Source organism: Actinomadura sp. KC06, from assembly GCF_004348735.1.
Classification (GTDB): domain Bacteria; phylum Actinomycetota; class Actinomycetes; order Streptosporangiales; family Streptosporangiaceae; genus Spirillospora.
This window is the reverse complement of record NZ_SMKT01000408.1, coordinates 1-802: the sequence shown is the minus strand read 5'-3', so window position 1 is coordinate 802 and position 802 is coordinate 1. Positions and strand designations below refer to the sequence as shown.

1 protein-coding gene is annotated in these 802 nt (G+C 76.9%); it reads left to right on the top strand.

Annotated features, from left to right (window positions below):
• The first annotated feature begins 64 nt into the window (after nt 1-64).
• The gene (locus E1287_RS43385; RefSeq protein WP_131972019.1) at nt 65-727 is read left to right on the top strand and encodes a biotin transporter BioY; all 663 of its coding nucleotides are present in this window, start codon (nt 65-67) and stop codon (nt 725-727) included.
• Nucleotides 728-802 lie beyond the last annotated feature (75 nt).

Genomic DNA, 802 nt, shown 5'->3' with positions numbered 1-802 from the left:
TATAAGAGACAGGTAAGGCCCGTTCGCTAGGTTTCGACCTGACACCACACGTTTGGGAGGAACCGTGGCCACTGCCCACGCAGCCCGGCGGCGCCCCGCCGTCCTGGGCGACCTGCTGCCCGGCGCCCTCGCCCGCGACGCCGCGCTCGTCGCCGGCGCCGCGGCGTTCACCGGCCTCGCCGCGCAGATCGCGGTCCCGCTGCCCGGCACCCCCGTGCCGGTGACCGGCCAGACCTTCGCGGTGCTGCTCGCCGGCGCCGCGCTCGGCCCCGGCCGCGCCGCCCTCGGCATGCTGCTCTACCTGCTCGCCGGCATCGCCGGGGTGCCCTGGTTCACCGAAGGCGGCTCCGGGACCGGCGCGCCCACCCTCGGCTACGTCCTCGGGTTCGTGGCCGCCGCGGCCGTCGTCGGACGGCTGGCGCAGCGCGGCGGCGACCGCACCCCCGTCAAGACCGCCGCGACCATGCTCGCCGGGACGGCGATCATGTACGCGGCCGGCGTCCCCTACCTGATGGCGTCCCTGGACGTCGGCCTCGGCCGCGCGCTCGACCTCGGCATGACGCCGTTCCTGGCCGGCGACGCGCTGAAGGTCCTGCTCGCCGCCGCGCTGCTCCCGGCCGCGTGGAAGCTCACCGGCGCCGCCCGCGACCACGACGCCGACCACGACGCCGACCACGACGCCGACCACGACGCCGACCACGACCAAGGCCGCGACCGGGGCCGCTGACGGAGCCCGCCCACCGCGCCCGTCCGTCCGTTCCGCCCGAATAACGCCCGGACGGACGGGCGCGGTGGGCGGGCT